This window comes from Geodermatophilus marinus, assembly GCF_003428645.1.
GTDB lineage: Bacteria > Actinomycetota > Actinomycetes > Mycobacteriales > Geodermatophilaceae > Geodermatophilus.
The window spans coordinates 212,150-237,442 of sequence record NZ_QVQH01000006.1 but is presented as its reverse complement, the minus strand read 5'-3'; the positions used below and the strand labels follow the sequence as shown (position 1 = coordinate 237,442).

Here is a 25,293-nt window from a genome sequence, read left to right as displayed (position 1 = left end):
CGTCCTCCGAGCGTAGATCGGCCCGCCGACGGTCCCGCCCGCGGCGCGGCCCGGTCGCACCCGCGCAGCTCCCGCACCGCCGTCCCGCCGTCCGCCCGGTCCGTCCCGCCGCCCGGCGGGCGTGCGGGGGGCCGGGAGGGGTAGGACTGGACGGGACAGAGGCGTCGAGAAAGAGAGGCACGAGGATCGTGACCACCACCCAGACCACCCCGGTGGGCAAGACCGCCAGCGAGTCCGGCGACCGCCCGTACGCGACGGTCAACCCGGCCACCGGCGAGACCGAGCAGGAGTTCCCCTTCCTCGACAGCGCGCAGGTGCCCGCGGTGGTCGAGAAGGCGCACGAGGCCTACCGGGAGTGGCGCCGCCGGTCGGTCGCCGACCGCGCCGCCGTCGTCGGCCGGATCGGCGAGCTGATGACCGAGCGCCGCGACGAGCTGGCCGGGCTGATCACCCGCGAGATGGGCAAGCCGGTCCGCGAGGCGGCCGGCGAGGTCATGCTCGTGGCCAGCATCTTCGGCTACTACGCGGAGAAGGGCCCGGGCTTCCTCGAGCCGCGGGAGATCGACGTCATGGACGGCGAGGCCGTCGTCGTCAACGAGCCGATCGGCGTGCTGCTGGCGATCGAGCCGTGGAACTTCCCGCTGTACCAGGTGGCCCGGGTCGCCGCGCCCAACCTCGTGCTCGGCAACGCGATCCTGCTCAAGCACGCGGAGAACAACCCGCAGACCGCCCTCGCGCTGGAGCAGCTCTTCCACGACGCCGGCGTCCCCGAGGGCGTCTACACCAACCTGTTCCTGCGGATCTCCGACGTCGAGCAGGTCATCGCCCACCCGCACGTCGCGGGCGTCACGCTCACCGGCAGCGACCGGGCCGGCAGCGCGGTGGCCTCGCTGGCCGGGAAGTACCTGAAGAAGTCGGTGCTCGAGCTCGGGGGCAACGACCCGTTCATCGTCCTCGACGCCCCCGAGGTGGAGAAGACGGTCAAGGCCGCCGCCATCTCGCGGACCATGAACGCCGGTCAGGCCTGCATCGCGGCCAAGCGCTTCATCGTGATGGACGACGTCTACGAGGAGTTCGTCGCCGGCCTCACCCAGGTCTTCCAGGGCCTGCAGCCGGGCGACCCGAGCGACCCGTCCACCCGGCTGGGCCCGCTGTCGTCGGAGCGCGCCGCCGCCGACCTCACCGCCCAGGTGCAGGACGCCGTCGAGAAGGGCGCCACCGTCCTCGCCGGCGGCGGCCGCCCCGACCGGCCCGGGGCCTTCGTCGAGCCCACCCTGCTCGCCGACGTGACCCCGGAGATGCGCGCCTACCGCGAGGAGCTGTTCGGCCCGGTCGGGGTGGTCTTCCGCGTCTCCAGCGAGGACGAGGCCGTGCAGCTGGCCAACGACACCCCCTACGGGCTGTCGGCCACCGTCTTCGGCAGCGACGTGGAGCGGGCCCGCCGGGTCGCCGACCAGGTCGAGTCCGGCATGGTCTGGATCAACTCGCCGTCCGGCACCTCGGCGGAGCTGCCCTTCGGCGGCGTCAAGCAGTCCGGCTACGGGCGGGAGCTCTCCGAGCTGGGCATGTTCGAGTTCGCCAACCGGCGGCTGGTGCGCACCGCCGGCGCGAAGAAGGAGCGGGCAGCCGCCCAGGCGACCGGCGGCTGACGCGGGGCGCGGCCCGGGCCCCGTGGCGGGCCCGGGCCGCGCCGCCGGGTGCGGTCGCCGGGCAGGGCAGACTGGGCCCGTGACGCAGGTCTGGACGACGCCGCACCCCCGCGCCCCGGTCGACGCCGTCGTGCCCCTGCCCGGCTCCAAGTCGCTGACCGCCCGCGCGCTCGTGCTGGCGGCGCTGGCCGACGGCCCCGGCCGGCTGGTCCGCCCGCTGCGCGCCCGCGACACCGAGCTCATGGCGGCCGGCCTGCGCGCGCTCGGCGTGGGCGTCGTGGACGACGGCGACGACTGGCAGGTCACCCCCGGCCCGCTGCGCGGCCCGGCCGAGGTGGACGCCGGGCTGGCCGGCACGGTGCTGCGCTTCCTCCCGCCGGTCGCGGCGCTGGCCGACGGCCCGGTGCGGCTCGACGGCGACCCCCGGCTGCGCGAGCGGCCCAACGCCGGGCTGCTGGCCGCCCTGCGCGACCTCGGCGTCCGGGTGGACGACGGCGGCCGCGGCCGGGCGCCGTTCACCGTGCACGGCACCGGCCGGGTGCGCGGCGGCGCGGTGACCGTCGACGCGAGCGAGTCCTCGCAGATCGTCTCCGGGCTGCTGCTGGCCGCCGCCCGCTTCACCGACGGCCTGGACCTCGCCCTGGCCGGCGGCCTGCCCTCGATGCCGCACGTGGAGATGACCGTGGCCGCCCTGCGCGAGCGCGGCGTCGAGGTGACCGCGACCGGCCGTGGCTGGCGGGTGGCGCCCGGCCGCGTGGCCGCCCGGGACGACGTGCTGGAACCCGACCTGTCCAACGCCGCCCCGTTCCTCGCCGCCGCGCTGGTGACCGGGGGCCGGGTGACCGTGCCGGACTGGCCGGCCACCACCACCCAGCCCGGCGGCCGGCTCGACGTCCTGCTCGGCGGCATGGGCGCGGAGGTGGTCCGCACCGGCACCGGCCTGCAGGTCACCGGCACCGGCCGGGTGGCCCCGCTGGTCGCCGACCTCGGCGAGGTCGGCGAGCTGACCCCGGTGCTCGCCGCGCTGTGCGCGCTGGCCGACGGCCCCTCGCGGCTCACCGGCATCGCCCACCTGCGCGGCCACGAGACCGACCGGCTGCAGGCCCTCGCCGAGGTGCTGAGCGCGGTGGGGGCGACCGTCGAGCAGCTCCCCGACGGGCTGGTGATCACCCCCGGCCCGCTCCGGCCGGCCCGGGTGCACTCCTACGCCGACCACCGGATGGTGCACGCCGCCGCGGTGCTCGGGCTGGGCGCCGACGGCGTCGAGGTGACCGACCCGGGCGCGGTGGGCAAGACGCTGCCGGACTTCGCCGAGCGCTGGGCGCGGATGGTGGGCGGGCTCGCGGGAGCCCGCCGCTGAGCCCGCGCAGGCACGACAGCCGGTCGGACGAGGACGACGTCCGGGTCCGGCCCAACCGGCGCGGCTCGCGGCCGCGCACCCGCACCCGGCCCCGCCACGAGGACGCGGTGCCGGGCCTGGTCGTCGCGGTCGACCGGGGCCGCATGACCGTCCGCGTCGAGGACCCCGGGAGGAACTCGGTCGAGGTCACCGCGATGCGCGCCCGCGAGCTCGGCCGGCACGGCGTCGTCGTCGGCGACCGGGTCCGGCTGGTGGGCGACACCAGCGGCCGGCCGGACTCCCTGGCCCGCATCGTCGTCATCGAGGAGCGGACGACGTCGCTGCGCCGGACCGCCGACGACACCGACCCCACCGAGCGGGTCGTGGTGGCCAACGCCGACCAGCTGGTGATCGTCACCGCGGTCGCCGACCCCGAGCCGGCGCTGGGCTTCCTCGACCGCTGCCTGGTGGCCGCGTACGCCGGCGGCCTGGAGCCGCTGCTGTGCCTGACCAAGACGGACCTGGCCAGCCCGCGGTCCCTCCTGGACCGCTACGCGGGGCTGGAGGTCGACGCGGTCGCGGTGTCCCGGCAGGCGCCGCTGGAGGAGCTCGTGGCCCGCCTGCGGAGGCGGATGAGCGTGCTCGTGGGCCAGTCCGGGGTCGGCAAGTCGACCCTGGTCAACCGGCTGGTGCCCGACGCCGACCGGGCCACCGGCGAGGTCACCAAGATAGGCAAGGGGCGGCACGTGTCGTCGTCCGCGGTGCTGCTGGACCTGCCGGGCGGGGGCACGGTCATCGACACCCCCGGCATCCGCTCGTTCGGCCTCGCGCACGTGACGGCCGAGGACGTGCTGGTGGCCTTCGACGACGTCGCCGAGGCCGCGGTCGACTGCCCGCCCGGCTGCGGGCACACGGCCGCGGACCCCGACTGCGCCCTCGACGCCTGGGCGGACGCCGGACCCCCCGGGCGCCGGGAGCGGCTGGCCAGCGTCCGCCGGTTGCTGGACGCGGTCGGCCAGCTCGACCCCGGCCACTAGAAGGACCCTCCTGCCCCCCACCCCTCGCACGCTCGCGGCGGGCCCCTGCAGGAGGGCCACCCCTGCCCCCCACCCCTCGCACGCTCGCGGCGGGCCCCTGCAGGAGGGCCACCCCTGCCCCCCACCCCTCGCACGCTCGCGGCGGGCCCCTGCAGGAGGGCCAGGATCCGCGGCGATCATGAAGCTCGGGAAGCGACACCCCGCCTCGGCACGGCGTGCCACTTCCCGGGCTTCATGATCACGGGCACCTGGACATCACGGGCACCGAGGGGGCACCGGGGCCGAGCCCCCTACACGTCGACCCAGCCCCCGGAGCGCCAGTACAGCCCGGCCTCCCGCGAGAGCAGCCCCTCGTCGACCAGGTACCGGCGCAGCGCGGCCACGTCGGGGTGCCACACGGCCAGCAGCGCGTTCACCTCGCGCTCGGGGTAGCGCACGCCGACGTCGAAGACCCGCACCAGGTGCTCGAGCACCACCCGCCGCTTGCCGCGGGCGGCCGGGATCGCCACCAGCCGCCCGGCACGCACGAACGCCGACAGCACGGCGTCCTCGGCCGGGTCGTCGGAGAGCGGCTCGGGCGCCGGGGCGGCCTGCGCCGCCGCGCGGGCCGCCGCCCCGAACCGGTCGGCGAGCAGCTCCAGCTCGTGCCGGTCGCGCCGCACCAGCCCGGCACGGGCCAGCCGGCGGGCGGCCAGCGCGACGTCCTTCAGGGACAGCCCGGACGACGCGGCGACCTCCTCGATGGTGCCCGCGCCCAGGGCCAGCGCCGCGACCACCTTGAGGCGGGCCGGGTCGGCGAGCAGCCCGGCGATCGTCGCGGCGTCCACGTCAGCGACGGTATCCGCGCATCGGCGGGGTCGGTGCCGGGTAGGCCGGGCCCATGGTGAGCCCCATCGACATCCAGAAGGCCCTCTCCGGCATGGACTACCCGGCCGGCAAGCAGCAGATCGTGCAGCACGCGCGCGACAACGGCGGCGACGAGGCCGTCCTCGACGCGCTGGAGAAGATCGACGACCGCGAGTACGAGGGCCCCAGCGGGGTCAGCGCCGCCGTCTTCGACTGACCCCCAGTAGGTTCGGTGCCCATGACACCGGGCCGGGACCTCACGGGGGACATGCACCTGGCGCACGTGCTCGCGGACCAGGCGGACTCCATCAGCCTCGACCGCTTCCGGGCGCAGGACCTGCAGGTCGACACGAAGCCGGACCTCACGCCGGTCACCGACGCCGACCGCGCGGTCGAGGAGCAGCTGCGGATCACCCTGGCCCGCGCCCGCACCCGGGACGCCGTCCTCGGTGAGGAGCTCGGGATGACCGGGCACGGTCCGCGGCGCTGGGTGCTGGACCCGATCGACGGGACGAAGAACTTCGTCCGCGGCGTGCCGGTCTGGGCCACGCTCATCGCGCTGTTCGACGGCGACGAGCCCGTGGTCGGCCTGGTCTCGGCGCCGGCGCTCAACCGCCGCTGGTGGGCGGCCAAGGGCGTCGGCGCCTGGACCGGGCGGCGGCTGGAGTCGGCGACGCGCTGCACCGTCTCGCAGGTGCACGAGCTCGGCGACGCCAGCCTCTCCTACTCGAGCCTGTCGGGCTGGGAGGACCGGGGGCTGCTCGAGGGCTTCCTCGACCTCACCCGCGCCACCTGGCGCACCCGCGCCTACGGCGACTTCTGGAGCTACGTGCTGCTCGCCGAGGGCGCGGTCGACGTGGCCTGCGAGCCCGAGGTCTCCGTGTGGGACCTCGCCGCCCTCGACGTGATCGTCCGCGAGGCCGGGGGCCGGTTCACCGACCTCACCGGCGCACCGGGGCCGACCGGCGGCAGCGCGCTCGCGACCAACGGCCTGCTGCACGAGGCCGCCCTGGGGACGTTGAGCGGAGGGGATCGGTCGGCGTGACGCCGACGGATCCCCTCCGCTCACCCCGCCCGCCAGCGCTCGGCGGCGTCCCGCAGGGCCGGGTCCGCGCGCGGCTGCCGGGCCGGGCCGGGCACGGCGGCGTGGCGGGCCTCGACCCCGGTCCCCGAGGCGGCGAGCAGGGCGGCGCCGACCGCCGAGGCGCTGCGCAGCGGCAGGTGGCGCACCGGCCGGCCGAGGACGTCGGCGAGCAGTTGCCGGACGACGGCCGGCCGCCCGCCCCCGCCGGTCAGCAGCACCTCCCCCGGGCCCGGGTCGAGCAGGTCCACGGCCGCCGCGACCGCGAACACCACCCCCTCGACCGCGGCGCGCACCAGGTCGGCCCGCGTGGTCCCCGCCGAGAGCCCGGACCAGCGGCCCCGCTCACCCGGCCCGGCCACCCCGCCGCGCTCGCCGGTGAGGAACGGCCGGAAGACCGCACCGCCCGCGCCCGCCGGGGCCGCCGCCGCCAGCTCGAACAGCTCCGCGGCCGGCAGGCCGAGCACGCGGCCCACCCAGTCCCAGGCCGAGCCGGCGTTCTGCAGCGCGGCCATCCCGTACCAGCCCGCGTCCGCGCGGGCGTAGCAGTGCACCGGCGGGTCGTCGGCCGGCGCCGGTGCCCGGGCGGGCTGCAGCACCTGGGCCCCGGTGCCCAGGTTGACCTGCAGCCCCCCGGCCGGCCCGGCCGCGAGCAGGGCCAGCGGGGTGTCGGCGGCGCCGACGACGACGGGCACCTCGCCGACCGGCAACCGCGCCGTCCCGGCGACCCGGTCCCCGTCCGCGACGGCCGGCAGCACGCCGGGGTCCACGCCCGCGGCGGCCGCGGCGGCCGGTGACCACCGGTCGACGACGACGTCCCACAGCAGCGTCGCCGAGGCGTCGCTGCGGTCGGTGACCCGCGGGTCGGCGCCGGGCAGGAGCGCGGCGCGCAGGGCGTCCTTGGGCAGCAGCACCGCCGCCGCGCGGGCCAGCAGGGCCGGCTCGTGCTCGGCGAACCAGGCCAGCAGCGGCCCGGTCATGCCGGCCACGAGCGGGTTGGCCAGCGCCGCCCGGTCGGCCGGCGGCAGCGCCCGCCAGCGGGCGACCTGCGCCGCCGCGCGGGTGTCCGGCCACAGGGCGGCCGGCGCCAGCGGCCTGCCCCGGTCGTCGACCAGCACCGCGCCGTGCATCTGCCCGGACAGCCCGAGGCCGGCCACCCGCCGCCCGGCCAGGGCGGGCGTCACCCGGGCCAGCGCGTCGTCGAGAGCCCGACGCCACACCGCCGGGTCGGTCTGCGCCCAGCCCGGCCGGGGTGTCTCGACGGCGTAGGCCGACTCGCCCTCGGCGAGCACCACCCCGCCCGGGTCGAGGACGACGAGCTTGAGCCCGCTGGTGCCGAGGTCGACCCCCAGCAGGACCCCGCTCACCGCGGCCGGTGGGCGGTCCCGCCGCTGCGCCCGTTGCGGTCGGCGAGCAGCCCGGCCAGCGTGCTCAGCGCGATCTCCGCCGGGGTGCGGGATCCGATGTCCAGCCCGATGGGCCGGTGGACGCGGGCCACCTCCTCCGGCGGGAGGCCGAGGGCGGCCAGCGCCGCCACGTGCGGGCCCTCGTGCCGCGGGTTGCCCATGACGCCGACCCAGCGCACCCGCCGGGCCAGCGCGTCACGGAGCACCTCGCCGAGCTCGGGCCGGTGGTGGTCGGTGACGACGACGTCGACGTCGGCCTCCGGCAGGTCCCCCGGCAGCGCCCCGAACGCCGTGAGGTCGGCGCCTCGGTCCGGGTCGGGGTCGAGCAGCAGGGTGCGGAAGCCGAGCTCGGCCCCCCAGCGCAGCAGCACCTCGGCCACCGGGGAGGCGAACACCGCCACCAGGGCCCGGCCGGTCACCCCGGGCGCGGGGTCCCCGTGGGCGACGCCGCAGGTGGGGTCGGTCGCGGTCATGCGGCCCTCCCCCGCGGGCGGTCGCGGTCGCGGAGGGCGGAGGGCGCGGGTGCGCGGCTCGGTGTCATGCCGGGATCCTCGCCGCCGCCGTCCGCCGTCACCAGGGCTCCGGTGCCGCCGCCAGGCTGCGCCCGGCGCCCCGGGCCGCCGGGCTCAGCCGCGCGCCAGCCCGTCGACCCGGGCGACCTCCTCGGCGCTCAGGGAGAAGCCGGCGATCGCGGCGTTGGCCGCGATCCGCTCCGGCGTGGCCGACTTCGGGATGACGGCGACGCCGTGCTCGAGGTGCCAGCGCAGCACCACCTGGGCGGGCGTGACGCCGTGCGCGTCGGCCACCTCGTGGAGCACCGGGGCGCCGAGGTCGGTGTTCTTGATCGGGCTGTAGCCCTCGAGCGCGACGCCGCGTTCGCGGTGCCCCTGCTCCACCGCCGCGTCGTACCGGGACGGCGCCCACGGCACCTGGTTGACCGCCGGCCGCTCCCCCGTCGCCCGGGTCACCTCGTCCACCTGGGCGAGGCCGTAGTTGGAGACGCCGACGTCGCGCGCCCGCCCGTCGTCACGGACGGCGAGGAACCGGCGCCACAGGTCCACCCCGGCGTCCCCCGGGGGCCAGTGCACCAGCCACAGGTCGACCCGGTCCAGGCCGAGCGCGTCCAGCGAGGCGGCGATGGTCTCCTCGGGCCGGTCGGCCCGCGCCGGGGGCAGCTTGGTGGTCACGAAGACCTCGTCCCGGGGGACGCCCGAGTCGCGCAGCGCCCGGCCGACCTCGGCCTCGTTGCGGTACATCGTGGCCGTGTCGACGTGCCGGTAGCCGGCGTCCAGCGCGGTGCGGACGGCGTCGTAGCACTGCCGGCCGGACAGCTGCCAGGTGCCGAACCCCAGCAGCGGCATGCGGCCGCCGCCGGGCAGGTCGGCGGTCGGGATCTGCGTCATGCCCCGGCACCTGCCCCGCCGGGCGCGGGCGGACACCTGGCCGGCGTCCGTCTGGTGGGATGGGGCCCGGGGCGCCGGCGGTCGGCGCCCGACGAGGAGGTCCCTGGTGCAGTACGCCGAGTCCGTGGTCGACCTGGTCGGCAACACCCCGCTGGTCCGCCTGACGTCGGTGACCCGCGACCTCGGCCCCGCCGCGCCGCTGGTCCTCGCCAAGGTCGAGTACCTCAACCCCGGCGGCTCGGTGAAGGACCGCATCGCCGTGCGCATGGTCGACGCCGCGGAGGCCTCCGGGGCGCTCCGACCCGGGGGCACCATCGTCGAGCCGACCAGCGGCAACACCGGCATCGGGCTGGCCCTGGTCGCCCAGCAGCGCGGTTACCGGTGCGTGTTCGTCTGCCCCGACAAGGTCGGCCAGGAGAAGGTCAACGTGCTGCGGGCGTACGGCGCGGAGGTCGTCGTCTGCCCCACGGCGGTGGACCCGGCCGACCCGCGGTCCTACTACTCGGTCTCCGACCGGCTGGCCCGGGAGACGCCCGGCGGCTGGAAGCCCGACCAGTACTCGAACCCGGCCAACCCCCAGAGCCACTACGAGACGACCGGCCCGGAGATCTGGGCGCAGACCGACGGCCGCGTCACGCACTTCGTCACCGGCATGGGCACCGGCGGCACGATCAGCGGCGTCGGCCGGTACCTCAAGGAGGCCTCGGACGGGCGGGTGCGGGTCATCGGCGCGGACCCGGAGGGCTCGGTCTACTCCGGCGGCACGGGGCGGCCCTACCTGGTCGAGGGGGTCGGCGAGGACTTCTGGCCCTCGACCTACGACCGGGGGGTCGCCGACGAGGTGATCGCGGTCAGCGACGGCGACTCCTTCGCCATGACCCGGCGGCTGGCCCGCGAGGAGGGCCTGCTGGTCGGCGGGTCCTGCGGCATGGCGGTGGTCGCGGCGCTGCGGGCCGCCGAGCGGCTGACCGCCGACGACGTCCTCGTCGTCCTCCTGCCGGACGGCGGCCGCGGCTACCTCGGCAAGATCTTCAACGACGAGTGGATGGCCGACTACGGGTTCCTGGAGGAGACCGGTGGCGAGACCGTCGGCGAGCTGCTCACCGGCAAGGGCGGGACGACGCCCGAGCTGGTGCACACCCACCCCAACGAGACGGTGCGCGAGGCGATCGACATCCTGCGCGAGTACGGCGTGAGCCAGCTGCCGGTCGTACGGGCCGAGCCGCCGGTGACCGCGGGCGAGGTGGTCGGGTCCGTGGGCGAGAAGGTCCTGCTGGACGCGCTGTTCGCCGGCCGGGCCAACCTCTCGGACCGGATCGAGCGGCACATGTCCCCGCCGCTGCCGATCATCGGCTCCGGTGAGCCGGTGAGCGCCGCGGTGGCCGCGCTGGGCTCCGCCGACGCGCTCCTGGTCCACGAGGACGGCAAGCCGGCCGGGGTGGTCACCCGCCAGGACGTGCTCGGGCACCTGGTCGGTCACCCTGCCGGGCTCGGCCCTACCGTCGGGGCATGACCGGCTTCAACACGCGCGCCATCCACGCCGGGCAGGAGCCCGACCCCGCGACGGGGGACGTGGTGGTCCCGCTGCACCTGGCCACCACCTTCAAGCAGGACGGCGTGGGCGGGCTGCGCGGCGGCTACGAGTACAGCCGCAGCGGCAACCCGACCCGGACGGCGCTCCAGGAGGCCCTGGCGTCGCTGGAGCAGGGGTCCACCGGGCTGGCGTTCGCCTCCGGCCTGGCCGCGGAGGACACCCTGCTGCGGACGGTGTGCGAGCCGGGCAGCCACGTCGTCCTCGGCGGCGACGCCTACGGCGGCACGTTCCGGCTGATCTCGCGGGTGGTCTCCCGCTGGGGGGTCGAGCACACGCCGGTGGACCTCAACGACGCCGACGCCCTCCGCGCCGCGATCCGGCCGACCACCCGGGTGATCTGGTGCGAGACGCCGACCAACCCGCTGCTCAACGTCGCCGACATCGCGCGGCTGGCCGAGGTGGCGCACGATGCCGGCGCGCTGCTCGTCGTCGACAACACCTTCGCCTCGCCCTACCTGCAGCAGCCGCTGCCCCTCGGCGCCGACGTGGTCGTGCACTCGACCACCAAGTACCTGGGCGGGCACTCCGACGTCGTCGGCGGGGCGCTGGTCGTCTCCGACCCCGGGCTGGGCGAGCAGCTGACCTTCTCGCAGAACGCCATGGGCGCGGTCTCGGGCCCGCTCTCCGACTGGCTGGTGCTGCGCGGGATCAAGACCCTCGGCGTGCGGATGGACCGGCACCAGGCCAACGCCGCCCGCATCGCCGAGCACCTCGCCGCCCACCCCGCGGTGTCGGCGGTGCTCTACCCCGGCCTGCCCGACCACCCCGGCCACGAGATCGCCGCGAAGCAGATGTCCGGGTTCGGCGGCATGCTCTCCTTCCGGCTGGCCGGAGGCGAGGAGGCGGCGCTGCGGGTCTGCGAGCGCGCGCGGGTCTTCACCCTCGCCGAGTCGCTCGGCGGGGTCGAGTCGCTCATCGAGCACCCGGCGCGGATGACCCACGCCAGCGCGGCCGGCTCGCCGCTCGAGGTGCCCGCCGACCTCGTGCGGCTCTCGGTCGGCATCGAGGACGTCGAGGACCTGCTGGCCGACCTGGACCAGGCGCTGCGCTGACCGACGCCTCGCACCCCTGGGCACCACCCCACGCGCTGCCCTGCCCGCGCACGGACCCGCCCCGCACCGCTGCCCCGCCCCGCGCCGGGATGCGTCCACCTCCGGCCTCCTACGTCTCTGAGTGCCCCCGCACTCACAGACGTAGGACCCGGAGGGGGATCCGGCGACCGCGCGGTGGACCGGCCCGGGTGGCGGCCGGTTCCCGGGCGGCGCCGCGGTGCGGGACCGGGCTCAGCGCCCCAGCTGCGCGGTGAGCCACTCCCGGGCGCGGGCGTCGGCCTCCCGCCCGCGGGCCCGGGCCGCCCGGAGCGGCCCGGCCAGCTGCCCGGACAGGCAGTGCTCCAGCGCCGCGTCCAGCGCCTCGCCGGTGACCTCCTCGGCGGGCAGCACGACCGGCCAGCCGAGCGCACCGGCCTGGGCGGTCACCTTGGCCCCGCCGGCGATGGGGTCGCAGGCGATCACGGGGCGGTCGTGCTTGACCCCGAGCACGAGGGCGTGCAGCCGCATGCTGACCACCACGTCGGCCCGCCGGATCAGCGCCTCCACCTGCACGGGGCGGCGGCGGTGCGGCTTCTCGAACAGGTCCATGGACAACTCGAACCAGGGCAGTGCCCGGGTGGCGAGCCACTCCTCGATGGCGCCGCGCACCCGGTCGGCCTGGGTGCGGTCCCCGTACTCGCCCTGGGCCGGGGTGAAGGCCACCGCCACCACGGGAGCGGACGGGGTCGGCCCCTCGACGGCGAGGTCGGGCCGGGCCGCACCGTCGGCGTCCCGCGCCCAGACCTCGTCGAACAGGGCCCGCCCGGCCTCGCTGACCACCGAGACGTTCACCGCCCAGCGCCGGCTGCCGGCGAAGGTCTCGCACAGCTCGCGCAGCAGCGGCGAGCCGCTGAGCGGGCCGCTGACGAAGAGCAGGTGCGTGTAGTCGGCGGGGTCGACGTCGCGCCAGTTCACCCCGCTGCCCAGGTAGGGCGCCTCCGCGAGGTCGTGGTCGACCCCGGCGTCGGTGAGCCACCGGGTCACCGTGTCGGCGCCGAGCTCGTCGCCGACCGTGGCGATCACCTCGTCGAAGCTGAACCATCCGGCCACGAGCACACGCACGGCCGCCAGCGTCCCAGCCGGGCGCCGGACCGGCGCGCCGAAGCGGGGAGATCCACGTCGCAGCGGTTGCCCGGTGCGCCCGCACCCGGGGGAGGATGCCCCCATGAGCACCACCGACGCCGTCGACCCGGCCGCCCGCGAGCAGGAGCGGGCCCGCATCCGTGCAGCGCACCTGCGCCCGGCCGGCGAGCGCCCCGGCTCCACCGCCCGCGGGCTGCACCACACCGCGCTGATCAGCAGCGACGTGGAGCGCACCGTGCGCTTCTACCAGGACGTGCTGGGCTTCCCGCTCACCGAGCTGATCGAGAACCGGGACTACCCGGGCTCCTCGCACTTCTTCTTCGACATCGGCAACGGCAACCTGCTGGCCTTCTTCGACTTCCCGGGCCTCGACGTCGGCCCCTACGCCGAGGTGCTCGGCGGGTTGCACCACGTGGCCATCAGCGTGGAACCTCAGCGCTGGGACCGGCTGGTGGAGCGGCTGACCGAGGCCGGGGTGGAGCACGTCGTGCACAGCGGGGTGTCGGTCTACTTCCGGGACCCCGACGGGGCCCGCGTCGAGCTGATCGCCGACCCGCTCGGCGAGATGTACGGCTCGCGGGTGCTGTAGCGGAGTGGATCCGTCGGCGTGAGCCCGACGGATCCGCTCCGCTCAGCGCTGCTCGACGAGGTCGGCGTAGTCCGGGTGCCGCTCGATCCAGGCCCGCACGAAGGGGCAGCGCGGCACCGCCCGCAGGCCGGCGGCGCGCACCTGGTCCAGTGCGCCGCGCACCAGCGTGCTGCCCACCCCGCTGCCCTCCTGCTCCGGGTCGACCTCGGTGTGGGTGAACACGACCCGGTCGTCGCGGCGCTGGTAGGCGGCCAGGCCGAGCACCCGGTCGCCGTCGCGGACCTCGTAGCGCCCGGCCTCCGGGACGTCGGTGACGGTGAGCTCCATGGACGGCGGCAACGGCGCGGACCGGTCCGGTGTTCCCCGGCTCAGCCGCTGACCGCCAGCGCGCCGGTCGGGCACTGCGCGACCGCGTCGCGGACGGCGTCGCGCTCCTCCTCCCCGGGCTCGGGCACCAGCACGCGCACGGCTCCGTCGTCGTCGACCTCGAAGACGTCCGGGGCGAGCAGCTCGCACTGGCCGGAGCCCACGCAGCGCTCCCGGTCGGCGGACACCCGCATCAGCGCACCCCGGTCAGCCGCGCGGGCAGCCGCTTGAGGCCGTTGACGAAGGACGAGCGCAACCGGTCCGGCGGGCCGGTGACCTCGAGGTCCGGCAACTGGTCGAACATCGCGCGGAAGGCCACCGCCAGCTCCCGGCGGGCCAGGTGGGCGCCGAGGCAGAAGTGCGGGCCCTTGGAGCCGAAGCCGACGTGCGGGTTGGGGTCGCGGCCGACGTCGAAGACCTGGGGGTCCCGGAAGGCCTCCGGGTCGCGGTTGGCCGCGGCGTAGAACAGCAGGAACTTGTCCCCGGCGGAGAACCGGTGGCCGTTGAGCTCGCCGTCCCGGGTGGCGGTGCGCCGCATCCAGGTGACCGGGCTGACCCAGCGGACGACCTCCTCGACGGCGGTGCGGTCCAGGCCCGGGTCGGCGGCCCAGCGGGCCCGCTGGTCGGGGTGCTCGGCCAGCGCGAGCAGGCCCTGGGACAGGGCGTTGCGGGTGGTCTCGTTGCCGGCCACCAGCAGCAGGATGAAGAACGAGGCGATCTCCTGGTGCGAGAGCTTCTCGCCGTCCACCTCGGTGGTGACCAGCGCCGTGGTGAGGTCCTCGCGCGGCTGCTCCAGCCGCTCGGCGGCCAGCCGCTCCATGAGCGCGGCCATCTCCATGCCGGCGGTGAGGAACGCGGTGAGGGGGTCGCCGTCCTCGATCAGCTCGGGGTCGCCGCCGGAGAGGATGATGTTCGACCGGTTGAGCACGCCGGGGCGGTCCTCCTCCGGGATCCCCATCATGTCGCAGATGACCCGCAGCGGGATCGGCGCGGCGATGTCGGCGACGACGTCGATCGTCCCGTCGCCGGCCTCGGCCGTGCGCCGGGCGGCGGCCAGGACGTCGTCCACCACCGCGCGCACCGAGTCGAGGGTGCGCTCGAGCATGCGGGGCGTGAAGGTCTTCGAGACGATCCGGCGGATCTTGGCGTGCCGGGGGTCGTCCATGCTGATCAGGGAGCCGTAGAACTCGTGCAGCTCGGCCGGGATGTCCTGCATCGACACCGCGCCCTTGCCGGAGCAGAACAGCGCCGGCTGGGAGCTGATCGCCTCCAGGTCGGCGTAGCGCGTCACCGCCCGGTACCCCGGGCCGGTCGGGATCCCCGGGATCTCCGGCTCGGCGAAGAAGGCGAACGGGCGCTCGCGGCGGAGCCGGTCGAAGGCGGCGTGCCGCTCGGCGGGCGGGCGCACCCACCAGTCCCGGTCGGAGAGGTCGACCTCGTCCAGGTCGACCGGGACGGGGACGGGGACCTCGACGCTCACGGGCGGTCTCCTCGGGCAGACGGTCAGTGGTGACCGTCACGCTAGAGACGACCTGGCGCGGTGCACAACACACCTCCCGACCGGTCGGTGCGTCGAGCCGCACCGGGTCCGGATCCGTGTCGTCCCGCACCGGGGCCCGGCGGCGGGGGTGTCCCGAACGGGCTCGTCCTCGGAAACGATCCCTGGGAGCTGTGCGGGGCCCGTGCCCAGACCGGAGGGGGACGCAGGACAGGGAGTTCGGCGAGCCGGTGGCCCGCCTCCCGCGGGCCCAGATCCCTGGCCTCTCGAACTCCACCGGGGCTCACACGGTGACGACGACCTTGCCGGTCGCCTTGCCGTCGATCACGTACCTGATGGCGGCCGCCGTGTCGGCGAGCGGGAAGACGCGGTCGACCAGTGGCGTCACCGAGCCGGCCTCGATCAGCGCGGTGAGCGCCCGCAGGTCCGCGCCGCTCTCCCTGTTCACGAAGAAGCCCAGCGTCTGGCCGACGAACGGGGACAGCAGCGCGGCACGCACCTGCCGGCCGAGCCCGTCGAACAGCCGGCCGCCGGTCTCGCCGCCCACGATGACCAGTCGTCCGTGCGGGGTCAGCGCCCGCCGGAGCTGCGCGAGCGGGCGGCGCCCGGCGATGTCGATGATCGCGTCGAAGCGGCCCTGCGGGATCTCGTCCCTGCGGTAGTCGAGGACGGCGTCGGCGCCCAGCCGGCGGACGGCGTCGAGCTTGGCACCGCCCGCCAGGCCGGTCACCTCGGCCCCCAGGGCCTTGGCGATCTGGACGGCGAAGGTTCCCACGCCGCCCGAGGCGCCGATGACCAGCACCCTGTCCCCCGGCCGCACCTCGGCGTGGTCGCGGACCGCCTCCAGCGCGGTGCCGGCTGACACGGGCACGGCCGCCGCCTGCTCGAAGGAGAGGTTCGCCGGCTTGCGGTCGAGCTTGTCCTGCTTCGCCGCCGCGTACTCGGCGAAGGTGCCGTTGGCCGACGCGATGCCGTACACCTCGTCGCCCGGCCGGTGCTCGGTCACTCCCGCACCGACGGCCTCGACCACTCCCGCGAGGTTGCGGCCGGGGTTGCGGAAGCTCGGCCGGCGCAGTCCGAAGACCAGCCGCGCGGGATAGGGCCGGCCGGCCATCAGGTGCCAGGTGCCGCGGTCCACGCTCGCCGCCCGCACCCGGACGAGGACCTCGCCGTCCCGCGGGGCCGGCCGGTCGGTCCGGCCCACCTCGAGGAGGTGCTCCGGAGCGATGCCGTACCGCTCCTGGCGGACCGCGTTCATCGTTCCCGGGCCGCTGCTCTGCCCGGCCGGGGTCCCTCGTGTGGTCTCCATCGTTCCCCTCACCTCTCCCGATCCCGGCTCGAAGTCCATGGGCCTGGCACGTGCTCCGGGTCAGTTCGGCGGAAGCGGCGACCCGGCGCGGGCGGCCTGGACGACGTCGGCGACGGCCTGCACGGAGAGGGCGGCGCCGTGTTCCTCGTCCACCAGGCCGGCGTGCGTGGCGCCCACGAGACGGTGGCTGCTGTTCGTCGACAGCCCGGCCATCCGGTCGTGCGCGGCCGCCCGGGCCGGGTCCCCATCGTGTCCGGCGGCAGTGAGCATCACCAGGGGCGTGCTGCCCAGGGTCGCCAGCGCGCGGGCCTGGGTGAGCAGCGCGGGCAGGGTCGCGACCTCGTCGACCAGGTTGCGCCAGCCGCGGGGGCTGGCGGCGAACGCCTGCACCTGGGCGGCGGCCGGGTCGGGCAGGGCGGACCAGGAGGACGTCGGCAGCAGCCGCCCGATGCCGAGGCGAGCCAGGCTGGGCAGCAGCGCGACCGCGCTGGGCGGGCCGGTGTGGGCCGCGTCGTCGCCGACGGTGTACGGGCTGGTGGCGTCGAGCAGCACCATCCCGGCGACCTGCTCGGGGTAGCGGGCGGCGTAGGTCATCGCGTGGTCGCCGCCGATCGAGTGACCGACGAGCACGTACGGGCCGTGTTCGCCGGCGCGGTCGAGCAGGGTGTGCAGGTCGGCGGCGGCCTGCAGGCCGTCCTGCCGTCGTCGGGGTGCGTCGTCGCTCCAGCCCTGCCCGGCACGGTCGTAGGCGCAGACCCGGGTGGCGCCGCCGGCGGCGGGGGCGATGCGGGCCCAGTGCGCCGACGTCTCGCCGAGGCCGCTGTGCAGCACGACGGTGGGGCTGCCGGAGCCGGTGCAGTCCAGGTGCAGCCGATGGCCGCCGACGTCGTAGGCCTGCCCGGGCATGGGGTAGGCCCGCTGGTCGGCGGCCAGACCCACGGTCTCCACCGCACCGCCGACGGCCGCGGCAGCCATGACCAGCACGACCGGGTAGAGCAGCCGGCGGCCGGAGCCGGCGGCCAGGGAGCGGCGGATGCGGAGGCCGATCCAGAGGGTCAGCGCGAGCAGCGCCGGAGGCCATGCCCAGCCGGCGGCGGTCAGCACCCGGTCGTCCGGTGCCAGGACCAGCAGCCCGAGCCCGGACGCCGCCAGGACGGCGGCCGGGACCAGGGCCCACCGCTGCGGCTGGTCGGTCAACCGGGCCGACAGCACCGCCAGCACCGCCCAGCCGACCGCGAAGCCGAGGAGGGCCGACCCGGTGATGACGGGCTCGGGCCCGCCCGCGAACACGACGAGGGTGAGGACGGCTGCGAGGACCGTCCCGGTGCCCAGCGAGGTGGCGATGATCCGGCGGATGGGGCCGCGGCGGGATCCGCGCCCGGCGGTGGACCGGCCCGCGGCGGTGGTCGGAGCGGTGGTGGTCGGAGCGGTGGTGGTCGGAGCGGTGGTGGTCATCGTGCGGCCTCCTGTTCGGACGGGATCAGCGGCTGGGGCCGAGGGTTGGTCGGGGCCGCGCCGCTCGGACCGGCAGCGGCACCGGGTTCACTGCCGGGCCACAGCACCGCGGTTCACCGGTGCGGCGTGCTCACCCTGCGAACGGCAGGTCGGCCGTGATCGCGGCGGCGACCAGCGCGGCGGCGACGAAGTCGACGGCGGCGCAGAACGGTGGCCACCAGCGGGTGTTGGCCACGAATCGGGTGCGGTGCTGCCACAGGTCCTTGAGGCCGTGGCCGGTCAGGCCGGCCACGATCAGCCAGGCCGACCCGGGCACCGCGGCGGCGGCGACGACCACGAACACCGACGCGACGACCGTCTCGACGACGAGCACGTGCCGGCGGCCGTCGGCGACGGCGAAGCCGACGTACACCGCGGCGATCACGGCGAGCCCGAGGGCGTGGACGGTGGCGGGGCTGAGCCAGAAGAAGGCCAGCGGCGTGGCGGCCTGGAGGGAGCCGACCGCGACGCCCCAGACCACCGGCGTACGCAGGCCCCGGGCACGCACGGCGGGCGTGGGCTCGGCCGAGGTGCTGGTCGTCATGGCTGCTCCCGGGGGTGGTGGCGCCGGCCAGCGGGGTGGAAGCCGGTCGAGGAACAGCCTCGCCGCACCGGATCGGGCTTCGTGACGGTGTTTTCACCGGCTTCTCCGCCGGAGATCGTCGAGGGCACCGGGGCCGCCGGCAGCCGGTAGGTTCGGCGCCGTGCTGGCCGGTCGCGAGGCCGAACGCGCAGCGATCACGGCCCTGCTCGACGCCGCCGGCTCCTCGCGAGGCGGGGCGCTGGTGATCCGCGGCGTGGCCGGATCCGGCAAGTCGACGCTGCTGGCCGGCGCCGTGACCTCCGCAGCGCACATGACCGTGCTGCGCACGCAGGGGGTGGAGTCGGAGTCCCCGCTGGCGTTCGCCGCCCTCCAGCGGCTGCTCTGGCCGCTGCACGCCCGTCTGCCGGCCCTGCCGGCGCCGCAGCGGACCGCCCTGCGGGCCGCGCTGGGCGAGGCCGAGGGGGACGGCGACCGGTTCCGGGCCTACCTCGGCACGCTGAGCCTGCTCGCCGACGCCGCCGAGGAGTTCCCGGTGCTCGCGGTCGTCGACGACGCGCACTGGCTGGACGACGCATCGGCGGCCGCGCTGCTGTTCACCGCCCGCCGGTTGCAGGCCGAACGCGTGGCCCTGCTGTTCGCCGCCCGCGACGGCGATGTCCGCGACTTCGACGCCGGGGATCTGCCCACCATCGTCCTCGGCGGCGTCACCGGCGAGACCGCGGACGTGCTGCTGGCCGCCCGCGCCGGGAGGGGGATCGACCCGGCGGTGCGCGACCAGCTGGTCACCGGTACCGGCGGCAACCCGCTGGCGCTGGTCGAGCTGGCCGCCGTCCTGACCGACGACGAGCTGGCCGGGCAGGCGCCGCTGCCGGCGCAGCTACCGCTGACCGGCGGTGTCGAGCGGGCGTTCCTGGACCGCTACCGCCGGCTCACCGAGGCGGCTCAGCGGTTCCTGCTGGTGGCCGCGGCCGACGACACCGCCCGGTTGCCCGTCGTCGGCGACGCCGCCAACCGTCTCGATGCCGGCGACGCCCTCGACGAGGTCGAGCGGGCCGGGCTGCTCCGCGTCGAGGGGACGACGCTCTCGCTCCACCACCCGCTGGTGCGCTCCGCGGTCTACCGCGCGGCGACCAGCGCGCAGCGACGCGCAGCGCACCGCGCGCTGGCCGACGTCCTCGCCGCCGACCAGGACCGGCGCGCGTGGCACCTGGCGGCCGCCGCCGACCGCCCCGACGAGGCGGTCGTCACGGCGCTCGACGCCGTCGCCGAGCGCGCCGCCGGCCGCGGCGGTCACGAGGCGGCCTCCGCGGCGTGGGCCCGCGCCGCTGAACTCACGACCGGCACCGAAGCCCGGGGACGACGGCTGTACCGGGCCGCCTCCGCGGCGTGGGCCGGTGCGCACCCCTCCCGGGCGGCGGCACTGGCGACATCCGCGGCGGCCGAGGTGACCGAACCGCTGCTACGCGCGCAGCTGCTGGCCCTGCAGGCCCAGATCGAGTGGAACACCGGATCACTCGACGACGGCTTCGACCTCGCTCTGCAGGCCGCGCAGGTCGCCGCCGACGTCGACCCCGCGCTGGCGGGACAGCTGGCGGTGGTCGCCGCGGCGCTGGCCGTGTTCGGCGCCCGCTCGCCGCGCGGGGTCGACCCGGGGGCACTGGTGCCCGCACCGGCGCCGGACGCCCCGCCCCGAACGCGAGCCGCCGAGGCCCTGCTCCGCGGGTTCCTCGCCGCCGCACGCCGGGACTGGAGCACAGCCGCCGGCGCGATCCAGGAGGCGTTCGCGCTGACCGAGGCCGAGTTCGTCCGCGATCACCTGCAGCGCAACCTGGGCATCGCAGCGCTGGTCATCGGCGACGACGAGCGCGGGCTGCGGTTGCACGAGCAACTGCTGACAGCCGCGCGCCGCGCCGGAGCGCTGGACGAGGTCGAGCACGCGCTGACCCGCGGTGTCCAGTTCCAGATCGCCGTGGGCGCCTGGGCACCCGCGCTCAGTGCCGCGGCCGAGGCGAGGTCGCTCGCGGCAAGCACCGGACGTCCAGGGATGACGGCGCTGCCGACCGCGCAACTCGCCCTGCTGGCGGCCCAGCGTGGCGACCAGCAGGCGGCCGAGCGTCACCTCGCCGACGCGGCCACCATCCGGCAGGCGCATCCGAACGGGGTCACCGACATCGTGGTCGTCGACCTCCTGCGCTGGGCGCGAGGAGTGCAGGCCGCCCGACAGCCGGCGGCTGCCCTGCATCACCTGGAGCAGATCAGCGAGCCCGGAGTGCGCCGGCTCGCGGCGATCGACCGGCTGGAGATCGCCGTCCGGGCCGGCCGGGACGACCTTGCCCGCGCGTGGCTGGAGGAGCTGGCGACCTTCGCCGCCGGTACCGGCGCGCCGGCCGCGGACGCCGTCGTCGAGCACGGTCGCGCCCTGCTCGCCGAGGGCCCCGCCGCCGTCGAGCACTTCCGGCGCGCCCTGGCCGCGCACGCCGACGCGCTGCGCCTGCCGGATCGGGCCCGCACCGAACTGGCCCTCGGCGAGCACCTGCGCCGCGCGCGGCGCCGGATCGACGCCCGCGAGCACCTGCGCGCCGCCGTGGCCCTCTTCGACGAGTTGGGCGCTGCGCCCCATGCCGACCGCGCCGCGGCCGAGCTGCGCGCGTCCGGCGAGACCGCCCGCCGCCGCGACGTGTCCACCGCCACAGATCTGAGCCCCCAGGAACGCCAGGTCACCGCGCTCGTCCGGCGGGGGCTGACGACCCGGGACGTCGCCGCGCAGATGTTCCTCAGCCCCCGCACCGTCGAGTTCCACCTGCGCAACGTCTTCGCCAAGCTCGGCGTCACCTCCCGCGCCGAGCTCACCGCTCTGCCGCTCGAGGTCTAGCCGCAATGCCGTTTAGTTAGCTGCGGCGGCGGGCTACGGCGGACTCGTTTCCCCGTCACCGACGCTGCTCCAGCGCACGCACCTGGCCGGCGGCACCGTCGACGGCGCGACGTTCGACCTGGGCTTCCGCCGTCTCCCCCCGTCCTCCGGCGGCAGGCCGCTCCATGAGCCACACGTGCGGTGCACCACCGGGTGGGTCGAGCTCGGCCCGGACGACGAAGCCGAGGCGCTCGTAGAGCCGGACGTTGGCCGCCGACGAGGTCTCCAGGACGGCGATGGCGCCCTGGGCGTCCACGTCGGCCAGCCCGGCCGCGACCAGCGAGGTGGCGAGGCCACGCCCCCGCCACCGGGGCCGGGTTCCCACGCACCCGAGGAACCAGTGCCGCTCGGCCGGCAGCAGTCGCGCGACGCAGTCGTCGGCCTCCGCCAGGCGCTCGGCCCGGTCACCGATCAACCGCGGGACCTGCGTGGACAGGAGCTCCTCGGTCGCGGGCGACAACTCGGGAGCGTCCGGCCGGGTCCAGCAGGCCGCGGCGACCACGGCACCGTCCTGCTCGGCGACCCAGGTGGCCCGTCGCTCCGCACCGGCGACTCCCGCATCCAGCCGGTAGAGAGCGGCCAGCCGGTCCCGGCTCGGGCGCTCCCCGAAGGCCCAGCGGATCCACGGGTGGTCCTCGAAGGCCTCGGCGAGCACCTCCCCCACCTCCTCGGCGTCGGCGCGTGTCGCCGGCCGGACGCGGGTCGCCATCGCGGTCACTGCGCCTCCACGGTGAAGGGAACGGTGAGCACCTGTCCGTCGGCGAGACGGAACTGGCCCCACAGCTGGTAGGTGCCGGCGGTCGGGAACTCGGCGTGCACGTCGAGCTCCGGGCCGAACGTCTGGCCCGGCAGGGCGAACACCGGGCGGCCGGACGCGTCCTCGACCTCGGCGTGCTCGTGGGCGAAGGTCTGCCCGTCCGCCCGCATGACCACGACGTGTCCGGCGGCGGCGAGGTAGGGCTGCAGGTCGTCGACCGGCCGGCCGGTGGCGTCGTCGGTGAAGGTGAGGTCCAGGTCGCTGCGGCCGCCGGCCGTCGCGTCGCCCTCGAGCTCGACGCGGATCCCGTCGACCTCCACGCTGCGCGGCCCGGCCGCCAGGACGACCGGTTCCGGCGCGGTGCCGCCCACCGTGATCACCTGACGCCGGTGGACGTCGCCCATCTCGCCCTGCCTGCGGAACTCGGTGTTGACGATGTAGCGGCCGGCGGTCGGGAAGGTGACCTCCACGGCCAGTTGCCCGGGTGCGCCGGTCGGCTGGGGGTGGATGTGCGCGAACGTACCGAGATCCTCCCGCGTGGCGATCAGGTGCATCCACGCCTCGTGGCTGCGGGTGAGGTCCTCGACCGGTTCCCCGGTCTCGCTGTCCACGACGGTGGCGACCAGCCGGGTCGGCTGCCCGGGTCGCAGGTCGGCGGGCAGGTCGAGGCGGACGTCGACGCCGGCGTCGGCGGCGTCCGTCGGTGGGACCTCGGCGGTCATCATCTCGCTCATCGCCGGCCGCACGGGCATGCCGGTGCCCTGCATCCAGGCCAGTTGGCCGTTCATCCCGCGCTCGGCGAACTCCATCCGGCTGACCGCGGTCAGGCCGGCCCCGAGGCTCAGCGCGAGCACCGCCACGCCGGTGAGGTAGGCGTACTGGCCGATCCGTGCGCGCAGCGGCGGGTGCAGGATCTCGGCGGCCGTGGCGGGGCGGTGGAAGCGGCGCAGCCGCAGCGCGTTGGTGACGACGCTGACCGAGCTCATCGCCATCGCCGCGGACGCCAGCACCGGGTCCAGCAGCAGCCCGTCCCACCAGTACAGGGCGCCGGCGGCGACCGGGATGAGCAGCAGGTTGTAGCCGAACGCCCAGCCCAGGCCCTGCTTCATGGTGGTCACGGTGCGGCGGGACAGCGCGATCGCCGAGACGATGCCGCGCAGGTCGCCGCCGACGAGGGTGATGTCGGAGGCGGCGATGGCGACGTCGGCGCCCGTGCCGATGGCGATGCCCACATCGGCCGCACTGAGGGCGGCGGCGTCGTTGATGCCGTCCCCGGCCATGGCGACGACGTGCCCCTGCTCCTGCAGGCGGCGGACCTGCGCCGCCTTGTCGGCGGGCAGCACCTCGGCGAGCACGTGCTCGATGCCGACCTGGTCGGCGATCGCCGTGGCGGTGGCGGCGTTGTCGCCGGTGAGCATCCACACCTGCAGGCCGAGGGCCCGCAGCTGGGCGACGGCCTCGGCGGACTCGGGCTTGACCGTGTCGGCGACCGACAGCACCGCGGCCGCGTCCCCGTCGACGGCGACGTACATCGGGGTGCGGCCGGCCGCGGCGTCGGCGTCGGCCGCGGCGTGCAGCGCGGTGACGTCGACGCCGCGGGCGGTCATCAAGGCGGCGTTCCCGACCAGCACGTGCCGGTCGCCGGCGACGGCGTCGATGCCGTGGCCGGGCACGGCGTCGAAGGAGCGCAGCGGCGGCAGGTCGAGGAAGCGCGCGGCTGCGCCGGCCACGAACGCCTCGGCGACGGGGTGCTCGCTGCCGGTCTCCGCGGCCGCCACCAGCGCGAGGACGTCGTCCTCGTCCCAGCCGCCGGTGGTGCTGATCCCGGTCAGGGCCGGCTTGCCGCGGGTGAGGGTGCCGGTCTTGTCCAGCACGACCGCGGTGACCCGGCGGGCGGTCTCGAGCGCATCGCCGTTGCCGATGAGGATGCCGAGCTCGGCGGCGCGGCCGGTGCCGACCATGACCGCGGTCGGGGTCGCCAGCCCGAGCGCGCAGGGGCAGGCGATGATCAGCACCGCGATGGTGGTGGTGATCGCCATGGTCATCGAGCCCGCGTCGGGGCCGAGCAGCGCCCAGGCGGCGAAGGTGGCCGCGGCCAGGGCGAGGACGATGGGCACGAACCAGGCCGAGACCCGGTCGGCGAGCCGCTGCATCGGCACCTTCGCGCCCTGCGCGTCCTCGACCAGGCGGACGATCTGCGCGAGTGCGGTGTCCGCGCCGACCGCGGTGGCCCGCAGCACCACGGTGCCGGTGCGGTTGATCGTGGCGCCGATGACGGTGTCCCCGACGGTCTTGTCCACCGGCAGGCTCTCGCCGGTGAGCATGCTCTCGTCCACGGCGGTGGCGCCGTCGGTGACGACGCCGTCGACCGGCAGCTTCTCCCCGGGCCGCACCCGGACCAGGTCACCGACGACGACCTGCTCGACCGGCACGTCGACCTCGGCGCCGTCGCGCAGCACCCGGGCGGTCTTCGGGGCGAGGCCGACCAGGGCGGTGATCGCCGCGGCGGTCTGCTTCTTGGCCTTGGCCTCCATCCACCGCCCGGCGAGGACGAGGGCGAGGATGACCAGGGAGGTCTCGAAGTAGACGTGCAGCGGCAGCCCCCAGCGCTCGGCGGCGGCCGGCCACAGGGTGACGAAGGCGCTGTAGGCGTAGGCGACGCCGGTGCCCAGCGCCACCAGCGTGTTCATGTTGGTCGACCGGTGCTTCGCGGCGGCCCAGGCGGCGCGGTAGACGTCGCGCCCGGCCCAGAACTGGACGACGGTGGCGACGACCAGGATGGCCGGCATCAACCAGTCCATCGTGTCCAGGTACAGCGGCACGTACATCAGGCCCATCAGGCCGAGGCCGGTGGCCAGGGTGATCTGCCACTTCCGCTTGAGCGCGGTCAGGTCCGCCTCGCCGTCCCGCTCCTGGCCGGGCGCGTCGGCGCCGCTGCCGGGGCGCTCGCCGGTGGGCTGGACCTCACGCCGCGGGGTCGCGGTGTAGCCGGCCCGGGCCACCGCGGCGGTCAGCTCCTCCGGGCTCACCTGGGCCGCATCGAAGCGGACGGTGGCGACCTCGGTGGCCAGGTTGACCTCTGCGCCGGCCACGCCGTCGACCCGGCGGAGGGCCTTCTCCACCCGGCCCACGCAGGAGGCGCAGGTCATGCCGCCGATGTCGAGGGTGCAGCTGGCGGGCTCGGCTGCCGCGGCGGGGGCGCCGGCCGGTGCGGTGGTCGTCATCGCGGTCTCCTGGTGGGCGGGCGGTTCGGGCTACGGCTGGATCGTTCGCGGTGGGAGGCGGGCTCGGACCGG

22 protein-coding genes are annotated in these 25,293 nt (G+C 76.1%); 9 read left to right on the top strand and 13 right to left on the bottom strand.

Going from position 1 to position 25,293, the window contains the following annotated elements; genetic code table 11:
- Nucleotides 1–188 precede the first annotated feature (188 nt).
- The 3 genes from D0Z06_RS09600 to rsgA all read left to right on the top strand — a co-directional run bounded on the left by D0Z06_RS09600 (nucleotide 189) and on the right by rsgA (nucleotide 4,025).
- On the top strand, nucleotides 189–1,649 hold the full coding sequence (locus D0Z06_RS09600) for an NAD-dependent succinate-semialdehyde dehydrogenase (protein WP_117377128.1): 1,461 nt from the start codon (nucleotides 189–191) through the stop codon (nucleotides 1,647–1,649).
- A gap of 79 nt (nucleotides 1,650–1,728) precedes the next feature.
- A complete protein-coding gene (gene aroA, locus D0Z06_RS09595) occupies nucleotides 1,729–3,009 on the top strand; it encodes a 3-phosphoshikimate 1-carboxyvinyltransferase (RefSeq protein ID WP_117377127.1) in 1,281 nt (426 codons plus the stop codon).
- Nucleotides 3,010–3,116: 107 nt separating this feature from the next.
- Nucleotides 3,117–4,025 carry a ribosome small subunit-dependent GTPase A gene (gene rsgA / locus D0Z06_RS09590; RefSeq protein ID WP_233517566.1) on the top strand — a complete coding sequence of 303 codons (909 nt, stop codon included), beginning with the start codon at nucleotides 3,117–3,119 and terminating at the stop codon, nucleotides 4,023–4,025.
- 290 nt (nucleotides 4,026–4,315) lie between these two features.
- On the opposite strand, the gene D0Z06_RS09585 is transcribed toward rsgA, so the two are convergent.
- Nucleotides 4,316–4,852 carry a DUF2087 domain-containing protein gene (locus D0Z06_RS09585; RefSeq protein WP_117377126.1) on the bottom strand — a complete coding sequence of 179 codons (537 nt, stop codon included), beginning with the start codon at nucleotides 4,850–4,852 and terminating at the stop codon, nucleotides 4,316–4,318.
- 53 nt (nucleotides 4,853–4,905) lie between these two features.
- Here D0Z06_RS09585 and D0Z06_RS09580 point away from each other — a divergent pair, with 53 nt between their 5' ends.
- Together D0Z06_RS09580 and hisN are read left to right on the top strand one after the other, a co-directional pair.
- The gene (locus tag D0Z06_RS09580; protein WP_117377125.1) at nucleotides 4,906–5,088 is read left to right on the top strand and encodes a DUF2795 domain-containing protein; all 183 of its coding nucleotides are present in this window, start codon (nucleotides 4,906–4,908) and stop codon (nucleotides 5,086–5,088) included.
- Between the two features lie 21 nt (nucleotides 5,089–5,109).
- A complete protein-coding gene (gene hisN, locus D0Z06_RS09575) occupies nucleotides 5,110–5,916 on the top strand; it encodes a histidinol-phosphatase (protein ID WP_117377124.1) in 807 nt (268 codons plus the stop codon).
- Between the two features lie 20 nt (nucleotides 5,917–5,936).
- Here hisN and D0Z06_RS09570 read toward each other — a convergent pair whose 3' ends face one another.
- From D0Z06_RS09570 to D0Z06_RS09560, 3 genes are all read right to left on the bottom strand, one after another.
- Nucleotides 5,937–7,319, bottom strand: a complete 1,383-nt coding sequence (locus D0Z06_RS09570) for an FGGY family carbohydrate kinase (RefSeq protein ID WP_117377123.1) — start codon at nucleotides 7,317–7,319, stop codon at nucleotides 5,937–5,939.
- Nucleotides 7,316–7,831 (bottom strand): XdhC family protein, encoded by a 516-nt coding sequence (locus D0Z06_RS09565; RefSeq protein WP_117377122.1) that lies wholly within the window; start codon nucleotides 7,829–7,831, stop codon nucleotides 7,316–7,318. The genes D0Z06_RS09570 and D0Z06_RS09565 overlap by 4 nt, the downstream gene beginning before the upstream one ends.
- A 153-nt stretch (nucleotides 7,832–7,984) precedes the next feature.
- Nucleotides 7,985–8,761, bottom strand: coding sequence for an aldo/keto reductase (locus D0Z06_RS09560; protein WP_199522228.1), 777 nt, complete (start codon nucleotides 8,759–8,761; stop codon nucleotides 7,985–7,987).
- A gap of 106 nt (nucleotides 8,762–8,867) precedes the next feature.
- On the opposite strand from D0Z06_RS09560, the gene D0Z06_RS09555 reads away from it, so the two are divergent.
- Nucleotides 8,868–10,274 (top strand): cystathionine beta-synthase, encoded by a 1,407-nt coding sequence (locus tag D0Z06_RS09555; protein WP_117377121.1) that lies wholly within the window; start codon nucleotides 8,868–8,870, stop codon nucleotides 10,272–10,274.
- Nucleotides 10,271–11,407, top strand: coding sequence for a cystathionine gamma-synthase (locus D0Z06_RS09550; RefSeq protein WP_117377120.1), 1,137 nt, complete (start codon nucleotides 10,271–10,273; stop codon nucleotides 11,405–11,407). The genes D0Z06_RS09555 and D0Z06_RS09550 overlap by 4 nt, the downstream gene beginning before the upstream one ends.
- A 231-nt stretch (nucleotides 11,408–11,638) precedes the next feature.
- On the opposite strand, the gene D0Z06_RS09545 is transcribed toward D0Z06_RS09550, so the two are convergent.
- Nucleotides 11,639–12,508 carry a polysaccharide pyruvyl transferase family protein gene (locus D0Z06_RS09545; RefSeq protein ID WP_117377119.1) on the bottom strand — a complete coding sequence of 290 codons (870 nt, stop codon included), beginning with the start codon at nucleotides 12,506–12,508 and terminating at the stop codon, nucleotides 11,639–11,641.
- 103 nt (nucleotides 12,509–12,611) lie between these two features.
- Here D0Z06_RS09545 and D0Z06_RS09540 point away from each other — a divergent pair, with 103 nt between their 5' ends.
- Nucleotides 12,612–13,118 carry a VOC family protein gene (locus D0Z06_RS09540; RefSeq protein ID WP_117377118.1) on the top strand — a complete coding sequence of 169 codons (507 nt, stop codon included), beginning with the start codon at nucleotides 12,612–12,614 and terminating at the stop codon, nucleotides 13,116–13,118.
- Between the two features lie 42 nt (nucleotides 13,119–13,160).
- On the opposite strand, the gene D0Z06_RS09535 is transcribed toward D0Z06_RS09540, so the two are convergent.
- From D0Z06_RS09535 to D0Z06_RS09510, 6 genes are all read right to left on the bottom strand, one after another.
- Complete coding sequence (locus D0Z06_RS09535) at nucleotides 13,161–13,445, bottom strand: GNAT family N-acetyltransferase (protein ID WP_117377117.1); 285 nt, start codon at nucleotides 13,443–13,445, stop codon at nucleotides 13,161–13,163.
- A gap of 41 nt (nucleotides 13,446–13,486) precedes the next feature.
- Nucleotides 13,487–13,678 carry a ferredoxin gene (locus D0Z06_RS09530; RefSeq protein WP_117377116.1) on the bottom strand — a complete coding sequence of 64 codons (192 nt, stop codon included), beginning with the start codon at nucleotides 13,676–13,678 and terminating at the stop codon, nucleotides 13,487–13,489.
- Nucleotides 13,678–14,964 carry a cytochrome P450 gene (locus D0Z06_RS09525; protein ID WP_199522227.1) on the bottom strand — a complete coding sequence of 429 codons (1,287 nt, stop codon included), beginning with the start codon at nucleotides 14,962–14,964 and terminating at the stop codon, nucleotides 13,678–13,680. Before D0Z06_RS09525 ends, D0Z06_RS09530 begins: the two co-directional genes overlap by 1 nt.
- Before the next feature lie 301 nt (nucleotides 14,965–15,265).
- Nucleotides 15,266–16,291, bottom strand: coding sequence for an NAD(P)-dependent alcohol dehydrogenase (locus D0Z06_RS09520; RefSeq protein ID WP_233517565.1), 1,026 nt, complete (start codon nucleotides 16,289–16,291; stop codon nucleotides 15,266–15,268).
- Between the two features lie 60 nt (nucleotides 16,292–16,351).
- Nucleotides 16,352–17,746, bottom strand: coding sequence for an alpha/beta fold hydrolase (locus tag D0Z06_RS26915; RefSeq protein WP_117377114.1), 1,395 nt, complete (start codon nucleotides 17,744–17,746; stop codon nucleotides 16,352–16,354).
- Nucleotides 17,747–17,876: 130 nt separating this feature from the next.
- A complete protein-coding gene (locus tag D0Z06_RS09510) occupies nucleotides 17,877–18,329 on the bottom strand; it encodes a hypothetical protein (protein ID WP_117377113.1) in 453 nt (150 codons plus the stop codon).
- Nucleotides 18,330–18,489: 160 nt separating this feature from the next.
- On the opposite strand from D0Z06_RS09510, the gene D0Z06_RS25740 reads away from it, so the two are divergent.
- Nucleotides 18,490–21,201, top strand: a complete 2,712-nt coding sequence (locus tag D0Z06_RS25740; protein ID WP_199522226.1) for a helix-turn-helix transcriptional regulator — start codon at nucleotides 18,490–18,492, stop codon at nucleotides 21,199–21,201.
- 55 nt (nucleotides 21,202–21,256) lie between these two features.
- Here D0Z06_RS25740 and D0Z06_RS09495 read toward each other — a convergent pair whose 3' ends face one another.
- Nucleotides 21,257–21,949, bottom strand: a complete 693-nt coding sequence (locus D0Z06_RS09495; protein ID WP_147332006.1) for a GNAT family N-acetyltransferase — start codon at nucleotides 21,947–21,949, stop codon at nucleotides 21,257–21,259.
- 5 nt (nucleotides 21,950–21,954) lie between these two features.
- Entirely contained in the window at nucleotides 21,955–25,221 is a 3,267-nt protein-coding gene (locus D0Z06_RS09490; protein ID WP_117377111.1) for a heavy metal translocating P-type ATPase, read from the bottom strand.
- Nucleotides 25,222–25,293 lie beyond the last annotated feature (72 nt).

Coding starts and splice junctions, on each gene's coding strand:
- D0Z06_RS09535 (WP_117377117.1), bottom strand. CDS start 13,445: ATGGAGCTCACCGTCACCGACGTCCCGGAGGCCGGGCGCTACGAGGTC.
- D0Z06_RS09495 (WP_147332006.1), bottom strand. CDS start 21,949: ATGGCGACCCGCGTCCGGCCGGCGACACGCGCCGACGCCGAGGAGGTG.
- D0Z06_RS09530 (WP_117377116.1), bottom strand. CDS start 13,678: ATGCGGGTGTCCGCCGACCGGGAGCGCTGCGTGGGCTCCGGCCAGTGC.
- D0Z06_RS09565 (WP_117377122.1), bottom strand. CDS start 7,831: ATGACCGCGACCGACCCCACCTGCGGCGTCGCCCACGGGGACCCCGCG.
- hisN (WP_117377124.1), top strand. CDS start 5,110: ATGACACCGGGCCGGGACCTCACGGGGGACATGCACCTGGCGCACGTG.
- D0Z06_RS09550 (WP_117377120.1), top strand. CDS start 10,271: ATGACCGGCTTCAACACGCGCGCCATCCACGCCGGGCAGGAGCCCGAC.
- D0Z06_RS09510 (WP_117377113.1), bottom strand. CDS start 18,329: ATGACGACCAGCACCTCGGCCGAGCCCACGCCCGCCGTGCGTGCCCGG.
- D0Z06_RS09520 (WP_233517565.1), bottom strand. CDS start 16,291: ATGGAGACCACACGAGGGACCCCGGCCGGGCAGAGCAGCGGCCCGGGA.
- D0Z06_RS09490 (WP_117377111.1), bottom strand. CDS start 25,221: ATGACGACCACCGCACCGGCCGGCGCCCCCGCCGCGGCAGCCGAGCCC.
- D0Z06_RS09560 (WP_199522228.1), bottom strand. CDS start 8,761: ATGACGCAGATCCCGACCGCCGACCTGCCCGGCGGCGGCCGCATGCCG.
- D0Z06_RS26915 (WP_117377114.1), bottom strand. CDS start 17,746: ATGACCACCACCGCTCCGACCACCACCGCTCCGACCACCACCGCTCCG.
- D0Z06_RS09580 (WP_117377125.1), top strand. CDS start 4,906: ATGGTGAGCCCCATCGACATCCAGAAGGCCCTCTCCGGCATGGACTAC.
- D0Z06_RS09540 (WP_117377118.1), top strand. CDS start 12,612: ATGAGCACCACCGACGCCGTCGACCCGGCCGCCCGCGAGCAGGAGCGG.